The 8,408-nt window shown below is 70.0% G+C and carries 5 protein-coding genes; 4 read left to right on the top strand and 1 reads right to left on the bottom strand.

Annotated elements, in window-relative coordinates; genetic code table 11:
• On the top strand, positions 1-2,627 hold a 2,627-nt coding region (locus tag AOK24_RS19170), incomplete at its 5' end, for a hypothetical protein (protein WP_055721298.1).
• 181 nt (positions 2,628-2,808) lie between these two features.
• On the top strand, positions 2,809-4,731 hold the full coding sequence (locus AOK24_RS19165) for a hypothetical protein (protein ID WP_055721297.1): 1,923 nt from the start codon (positions 2,809-2,811) through the stop codon (positions 4,729-4,731).
• 21 nt (positions 4,732-4,752) lie between these two features.
• Here the strand turns inward: AOK24_RS19165 and AOK24_RS19160 are convergent, their stop codons facing one another.
• Positions 4,753-5,637: a hypothetical protein gene (locus AOK24_RS19160; RefSeq protein WP_055721296.1), complete on the bottom strand. Its 885-nt coding sequence runs from the start codon at positions 5,635-5,637 to the stop codon at positions 4,753-4,755.
• 90 nt (positions 5,638-5,727) lie between these two features.
• Here AOK24_RS19160 and AOK24_RS19155 point away from each other — a divergent pair, with 90 nt between their 5' ends.
• Both AOK24_RS19155 and AOK24_RS19150 read left to right on the top strand, forming a co-directional pair.
• Positions 5,728-6,516 (top strand): SDR family oxidoreductase, encoded by a 789-nt coding sequence (locus tag AOK24_RS19155; protein WP_055721295.1) that lies wholly within the window; start codon positions 5,728-5,730, stop codon positions 6,514-6,516.
• A 209-nt stretch (positions 6,517-6,725) separates the two neighbouring features.
• Entirely contained in the window at positions 6,726-8,297 is a 1,572-nt protein-coding gene (locus tag AOK24_RS19150) for a sodium:solute symporter family protein (protein WP_055721294.1), read from the top strand.
• Positions 8,298-8,408: the final 111 nt, after the last annotated feature.

Raw genomic sequence — 8,408 nt, 5'->3', positions numbered from 1 at the left:
CGGCTGCGGACGCGTACGACGATGTCGACGCCGAAGTCGTTGACTCCCCTGAGGGAACCGCCGGTTCGGCCGACGAACAGGACAACTCGCCCGAGGGCGCGACGGATTCGTACGCCGATGGCGCGCCGACCTCGAAAGCCGACGGCGAGATAGTCGACTCGCCGACGGACGAGGCCGGTTCGGAGGACGCCGAGTCCAAGTCCCCGACGGGGAACGCCGATTCCGGCGACGCCGAGCCCGGCGAGGAAACCCCCTCCGCCGAGAACTCACCCATGGACCACACGAGCTCCGACTCACCCAGCGCCAACACGGCCCTCGGCGACAGCTCGCCCACCACCAACACGAGCTCTGACGACAACTCGCCCACCGACAAGGCCGATTCCGGCAACGCCGAGGCCAAGTCCCCGAAGGGCGGCACCGATTCGGGCAGCGCGAAGGGGACCGAGCCCGGCGAGAAGTCCTCCCTTGGAGACAACTCCCCTGCCGACAAGGCCGATCCCGACGGAGCCGACACCAACTCGGCCCGCACCGAGGACCGTTCCGACGACGCCGCCCCCATCGACCACCCGACCGCGATCTTCAAGGCCGTACGCCCCAAGCCGAACGTCGACCAGCCGACGACGATGCTGAAGCTGGGCGACGTGCAGAAGCCCGGCACGACGACGGACTCCGGAAAGCCGGGCGACGCCGAGAAGCCGGCCTCCACGGGCAAAGCCGCCGGCGCCGCCTGGACGACGTCCGCCGCCAAGAAGCCCGACACCTCGAACGCGACCACCGACACGGACTCGGCCGGGAAGACCGGCACCGCCGAGGACACGGACGCCACCCCGAAGCCGGGCGAAGCCAACCCCTCCGGGAAGTCGAGCGACCCCAGGGGCACCGGGAAGACCGACGCCTCCGAGGAGACCGGCCCCGCCGGAAAAGCCGGTGCCCCCGCAAAGACCGAAGGCGCCGGGATCGCGGGCGGGCCGAAGCAGCCCGGTGCCGCCGGAACCGCGAACGCGACCACCGGCACGGGCGCAGCCGCGAAGACCGGCACCACCGCCGAGTCCACCACCGCCGCCCCGAAGCCGAGCGCCGCCCCGAAGACGGGCACCGCCCCGAAGACCGACGGCGCCGGGAAGGCCGCCCCCGGCGGCAGGGCCGGCGAGGCCGGGAAGCCGCGTACCGGTGCCGGCGGTGACGCCGACGCCGAGGCCGAGCGGACCAGCAGGTTCGTCGCGCTGAAGCCGCTGGACGACCCGGCGGGACGTAAGCCGCGTAGCTCCACAGGCGCAGAGGCGACCGCTACCACCGCCGTACCCCAGGTCGGCCCGGAGCGGACGACCCAGCAACCCCTCCCGCCGAAGCCGCCGTTGGACCTGCTGGCGGAGTTGACGAACACGCCCCCGCCGCCGCCCACCCCGCTGCGCGCCCTCGTGCGGCGGGTGAAGATCTGGACGCCGCTGGTGATCCTGCTGGCGGTCGTGTTCGCGATCGCGCAGATGGTCCGCCCGCTCCCGAAGCCGACGCTCGACCTGACGGCGCAGAGCGTCCACACCTTCGAGGGCGCCAAGGTCGACATCCCGTGGCCCGCGCAGGGCCAGGCCGCGCTGGACGTCCAGGGCGTGGGCACGTTCGGCTCGTCGGGCCAGGAGAAGCCGGTCCCGATCGCGAGCGTCGCGAAGGTGATGACCGCGTATCTCATCCTCAAGGACCACCCGCTGAAGAGCGGCGAGGACGGCCCGAAGATCCCGATCGACCAGGCCGCCCAGGACCAGTCGAACGCGGGCCAGGAATCGACCGTGAACGTCACGAAGGGCGACGCGATCACCCAACGCGAGGCGCTGGAAAGCATCTTGATCGCGTCGGCGAACAACGTCGCCCGCCTGCTGGCCCGTTGGGACGTCGGCTCGGAGACGGCCTTCGTCGAGAAGATGAACGCCGCCGCCAAGGACCTGGGGATGACGAACACGACGTACACGGACCCCTCGGGCCTGAACGACACGACCGTCTCGACGGCGATCGACCAGGTGAAGCTCGGCAAGGCGGCGATGGAGCAGCCCGTCTTCCGCGAGGTCGCGGCGATGATGTCGTACACGGACTACAAGGGTGAGTACCACTCGAACTGGAACGGCCTGGTCGGCAAGAACAAGGTCGTGGGCATCAAGACGGGTACGACGACCTCGGCGCTGGGCAACCTGATGTTCGCCGCGAAGAAGGAGGTCGGCGGGGAGACCCGGACGATCATCGGCGCGGTCGTCCGGCAGCCGGCGGGCGGCCCGGAGAACACGATCCTCAGCGCGGCCCTGGACTCCGGCGACAAGCTGATCCGCGCGGCCCAGGACGTCCTGACGTCGGCGACGATCCTGAAGAAGGGCGACGTCGTCGGCTACGTGGACGACGGCCTCGGCGGCCGTACCCCCGTGGTAGTCACGCGGGACGTCACCGCGGTCGGCTGGCCCGGCCTGAAGGTGAAGCTCTCCTTCGTCGCCGGTGATCTCCCGCACACCGCGAAGGCGGGTACCCAGGTCGCTACCCTGACGGTCGGCGACGGCGGCTCCGCGAGCGCCGTGAAGGTACCCGTAGCTCTCAGGAGTGAGTTGGCGGAACCCGGTTTCGGCGCGAAGCTGACCCGCCTCGGCTGACCCGGCACCCTCCCGCGGCCCGTCGTCCAGTACCACCCGGTCCTGGCCGGCGGGCTGCGTGCTAGCGTCACGAAACGGACACAACTCGACGGCCGCTCACCCTGTGGTCGTAACCCTGCGGTCTTACGGGAAGCCGGTAGGGGACGAGAAGAAGAAGACGGGACACGGGGAGTGCCTACAGGTGGCCACTGCGGAGCCGACACGCGACGACACCGGTCCGGGCCCGGACCCTCGCCCGCGAATACGGCTGCCCGCGCCGCACTCCGGCTCGCATGACCGGCTCGACCCCGCCACGGCGGCCGGCAGCCCAGGGGAGTCCGGGAGCACCGGGGAGTCCGGGGTGAGGCCCTCGCTCGGGGCCCGCCTCGACGCCCGCTTCGGCCCCCGCCTCACCCGGCTGCGCGCCTGGCTGACGCACCACCTGGTGCTCTCCATGACCGTCCTCTCGGGCGGCCTGCACCTGCTCTGGTTCTTCACGTTCGCGAACAGCGGCGGCGACCTGGCCGCCCAGGACGCGTGGGCGGAGTTCGTCGGCCGCCACCCCGACTCCGCGTACAACCTCGCCTGGTACGGCGGGATGCACCCGGTGTCGTACAGCATCATCTCGCCGTACCTGATGTCGGTCCTCGGCGTGCGGACGACGATGATGATCGCCGGGACGCTCTCGGCGGGCCTGCTGACGCTGATCCTGCTGCGCTCACGGCCGGTGAAGAACCCGGTCTGGCCTGCACTGATAGGGGTTGTCGCGTTCCTGTGCAACGCGGCGAGCGGGCGGGTCACCTTCGGCCTGGGCAACATGTTCGCGCTGGGCGCGGTGGCCGCCGTCTTCTGCTGGCCGCACAAGTGGCGCCACAAGCGCTGGGCGAAGGCCCTGGTGGCGGCGCCGCTGGCCGCGCTGGCGACGATGTCGTCCCCGGTCGCGGGCCTCTTCGTCGGCCTCGTGGCGGTCGCCCTGTTTTTGCAGAAGCGACGCCCTGGGGCGTGGGCGCTGGGCATCGCGCCGGCCCTCGTCGTCGGCGTCTCCGCGTGGCTGTTCCCGTTCTCGGGGACGCAGCCGATGTCGATCGGCTCGGCGTCACTGCCGTTCATCTACTCGGTGATCGTCTTCTTCGGCGTGCCGAAGGACTGGAAGACGGTCCGGATCACGGCGGCGGTGTACGGGCTGTTCGTGCTCGGCGTGTGGATCGTCAGCTCGCAGATCGGCTCCAACATCACCCGGCTCGCGATGCTGTTCGGCGGCGTCGTGGTCGCGTGCGCGCTGCCGTTCGCGGTGCCGCGCAGCCGCAAGTGGTACGCGCTGGTGATCGCGACGGTCGGGTTCGTGGTGTGGGTCGGCTTCAAGTCGGTCGACGACGTCGTACGGACGACGCCCGCCGCGTCCTGGGCGCGCGAGCTGGCGCCGCTGGTGAACGAGCTCCAGCAGGTCGGCGCGGGGAAGGGGCGGGTGGAGGTAGTACCGGCGCGCTCGCACCGGGAGGCGTCCGCGCTCGCGCCGTACGTGAACCTCGCGCGCGGGTGGAACCGGCAGGCCGACATGAAGCGCAACCCGCTCTTCTACGACGACACCCTCAACTCGGCGAACTACCACGAATGGCTCAAGCGGTGGGCCGTGCACTTCGTCGTCGTACCCAAGGACGCCCCGGACGGGGACGGCGCCGAGCGGGAGCGCGAACTGGTCCAGCGGGGTCTGCCCTACCTGAAGCAGATCTGGGGCGACGCCAACTGGCAGCTCTTCCGGGTCAACGACCCGGCGCCGCTCGCCGAGCCCGACGCGGTGGTCCAGCGCGCCGAGCAGGGCGAGATGACGATCGACGTGAAGCGGGCCGGGCGGGTCCTGGTCAAGATCCCCTACTCCCCCTGGCTGAGCATCGTCGACGCGCAGGGCAAGAGCCTCAAGGCCCCCCAGGAGACCGAGGCGTCCAAGCACCGCGAGGAGGGCGAGCCGAAGGTCTACGAGAACCTCCACGGCTGCCTGTACGAGACGGAGGAGGACACGGAGGGCGACAAGTGGACGATGCTGGTCGCCCCCACGGCGGGCATCTACCGGCTGGCGGCGCCCTACCAGCTGCCCCGGGGGACGCCGTGCCCGGACGAACTCAAGTAGTCCCGCACTAGTACCTGAGAGCTAGCGCAGCTCCGCTACGTAGCGGTCGGTCCCCGGAATCGTCGGGATGAAGGGGGCCACCAGCTCCACCCTGCCGAGGCCCGCCTCCTCCACCCGGGCGTCGAGGCCGGTGAAGTGGTCCTGCCAGACCTCCCGGGGGTCCTGTTCGAGGAACCACAGGAGGGTCAGGCGGGTGTCGGTGCCCTCGACCTGCTTCACGTACGACATGCGGTCGACGGGCAGGGGGGTGGGCCGGAAGACCGTCACCATCGCCGCCGGGGACGCCTTCAGGGCGCGCGGGAGGTGGCGGGTACGGAGCCACTGGAGGAGGTCGGTGCGCCGCTCGGGCGCCTCGGCGTCGATCACCTCCAGGATCAGCCCCTGGTAGGGGTGGTCCAGGGCGTGGAAGTCGCGGGGGCCGGCCGCGCCGTCGCGGTAGACCGTCGTCTCGTGGTCCTGGAACGCCGTGAGGACGTGGGTGCGGTCCTGGTAGACGCGGGCGTCTTGGTTGAGGCGGCGGTTGATGGAGACGGTCCAGCGCATGTGGTCGGCGTAGCGGCCGTCGGTGATCCAGTAGGTGGAGAGGTAGCACCCCTGGGTGACGGGCTGGGCGACCGCCGACTTCTCCGGGTAGCGCAGGAGCTGGAGGTCGCGGGTGGCGACCCAGCGGCGGCCCGCGTACATCCAGGGCATCGCCATCGCGCCGGCGTAGAAGTGGTCGTCCTCGTACCAGCGGTTGTAGGCGTACTCGTGGCCGGGGTGCGGTTCGACCATGGTGATCAGGGCGTGGCCGGGGTGGACGCCGTAAGGGCCGGTGGCCGCCAACTCGGCGTAACGGGCGCTGGATTCGGCCTCTTTGGAGGCGGCCTCGCCCGACGTGGTCCCGCCGGTGCCGGTCTCGTTCATGTGCGTTCCCCTTTCCTGCGCGCTCGCCCATACTCTGACGGTCCGTCAGACAATGCGCCAGCGTCAGGAAGCGGCCAACAGGGAGGGTCCGTGTCTCTGCTCACCGGCAAGACCGTCGTCGTGTCCGGAGTCGGCGCGGGCCTGGGTCACCAGGTCGCGGCGGCCGTCGTACGGGAAGGGGGGAACGCGGTGCTCGGGGCGCGGACCGAGGCACAACTCGCCAAGTCCGCGCGGGACATCGACCCCGGCGGGGCGCGCACCGCGTTCCGGTCCACCGACATCACCGACGAGCAACAGTGTTCCGCTCTCGCCGAGTTGGCGGTGTCGCGGTTCGGCGGTATCGACGCCGTCGTCCAAGTCGCCGCCTGGGACTCCTACTTCGGGGGCGTCCAGGACGCGGACTTCGAGACCTGGCGGTCCGTCATGGACGTGAATCTGCTGGGGACCCTGCGGATGACGCGGGCCTGTCTGCCCGCGCTGAAGGAGGGCGGCGGGGGCGCGGTCGTGTTCATCGGGACGCAGTCGGCGGTGGCGGCGCCCTCGCAGGTGAAGCAGGCGGCGTACGCGGCGTCCAAGGGGGCGCTGACGAGCGTGATGTACTCGCTGGCAAGGGAGTTGGGGCCGTACCGGGTCCGGGTGAACACGGTGCTGCCGGGGTGGATGTGGGGGCCGCCGGTGGAGGCGTACGTGCGGTTCACGGCGCGGTCGGAGGGGGTGCCCGAGGGTGAGGTGCTGGAGCGGCTCTCGGGGCGGATGGCGCTGCCGGAGCTGGCGACGGACGGGGACGTGGCGGACGCGGCGGTGTTCCTGGCGTCGCCCCGGGCGCGGGCGATCACGGGGCAGTCGCTGCTGGTGAACGCTGGGGAGTTGATGCGCTGAGCGGCGCCGGACCAGCCGGTTCACCGGTGCCGGACCACTCAATTCAGCGTTCACGTACAGGAATTGAGGTCACCTCGCCGAACGATTTTACTCCCCCTTGACCCTCCTCGCGCTTGCCGTGAGCACACCATCACACCCAGAGTTCACATGCCTGCCCTGCCTGCCTGCTGCGAACCCCCACGTTGACGGCGAACCCTGGAAGGGGGCACATGAACGGTCTCGACTGGGCCGTGCTCATCGGCTACTTCGGCGTGATGGTCGCCATCGGCGTCTGGTCGCACAAACGGGTCGACGACGTCAGCGACTTCTTCACCGCCGGCGGCAAGATGCCGTGGTGGCTCTCCGGTATCTCCCACCACATGTCGGGCTACAGCGCGGTGATGTTCACCGGGTACGCCGGCATCGCCTACACCTACGGGGTGACCTCCTTCGTCACCTGGTCCTTCCCCATCGCGCTCGGCATCGCGATCGGCTCGAAGCTGTTCGCGCCGCGCATCAACCGGCTGCGTTCACGGCTCCATGTGGCCTCCCCGCTGGAGTACTTGAAGAACCGGTACGACCTGAAGACCCAGCAAGCACTCGCTTGGTCGGGGATGCTGCTGAAGATCGTGGACGTCGGCGCCAAGTGGGCGGCGATCGCGACCCTGCTGTCCGTCTTCACCGGCATCTCGCTGAACCAGGGCATCCTCATCACCGGCACCATCACGGCCGTGTACTGCACGATCGGCGGCCTGTGGGCCGACGCGCTCACGGAGCTGGGCCAGTTCGTCATCCAACTCCTCGCGGGCGTCGCGATGTTCATCGCCGTGGTGGTCGAACTGAACGACAGGAACATCGGGTTCCTCGGCGCCTGGGACGAGCCCGCGCTCCAGGGCCACGGCAAGCCGCTGGTCGGCCCGTACGGCACCGTGTTCCTGCTCGCGTTCCTGTTCATCAAGCTGTTCGAGTACAACGGCGGCATGCTCAACCAGGCCCAGCGGTACATGGCGACGCCGAACGCGAAGGAGGCCGAGCGCTCCGCGCGGCTGTCGGCGCTGCTGTGGCTGGTCTGGCCGGTCGTCCTGTTCTTCCCGATGTGGATGTCGCCGCTGCTGGTCGAGTCGAAGAAGCCGGACGGCTCCGACTCCTACGGCCTGATGACCGAACAGCTCCTGCCGCACGGCCTGTTGGGGCTCGTGATCGTCGGCTTCTTCTCCCACACGATGGCGATGTGCTCCTCCGACGCCAACGCGATCGCGGCCGTCTTCACCCGGGACTGCGCGCCGGTCATCTGGAAGCGGGCCCGAACCTGGAACCAGGGGCAGGGACTTCGGGTCGCGCGCATCACGACCGTCGTCTTCCTCGGCCTGTCCATGGCGGCGGCGACACAGGTCAACTCCCCCGCGTTCAAGGACATCATCACCGTCGTCATCAAGTGGGTCGCCGGCCTGATGGGCCCGATGGCCATCCCGATGATGCTGGGCCTGCTGCGGCCGTTCCGCCGCTCCGGGCCGACGGCGGCGCTGATCAGCTGGTCGATGGGGCTGCTGGCGTTCTGGCTCGTCAACTACCCGATCAACTGGAACGTCGACGGCGGCGTACCCCTCCAGTATCAGGTGTCCGTACCCCTCGCGGTCTCCCTCGTCCTGTACATCGCGATCGGGTTCATCCGGCCCGAGGACACCCCCGAGCGGCTCGCGGTCATCGACAAGATCAACTCGGACGACGACGCGGCGGCCGTGGCGGTGAGCGCGGAACTGGACGACGGACGCGGCACCGTGGGGGCCACGAAGAGCGGCTGAGAGCGGGGCACGAAAAGCGGCCGGAACCGGGGGAGGCTTCCCCACGCTCCCCCGTCCGGCCACATTCCCGGCAGCAACACCACCAACGCGCAAAAACCGCCACACCCCACC

Source organism: Streptomyces niveiscabiei, from assembly GCF_001419795.1.
Classification (GTDB): Bacteria; Actinomycetota; Actinomycetes; order Streptomycetales; family Streptomycetaceae; genus Streptomyces; species Streptomyces niveiscabiei.
Note: the sequence above shows the minus strand (reverse complement) of the source record. Positions and strands in the feature narration are given on the sequence as shown.

What these genes read in the sequence shown, in the direction of transcription:
- AOK24_RS19160 (WP_055721296.1), bottom strand. Translation starts at nt 5,637, where the DNA reads ATGAACGAGACCGGCACCGGCGGGACCACGTCGGGCGAGGCCGCCTCC.
- AOK24_RS19150 (WP_055721294.1), top strand. Translation starts at nt 6,726, where the DNA reads ATGAACGGTCTCGACTGGGCCGTGCTCATCGGCTACTTCGGCGTGATG.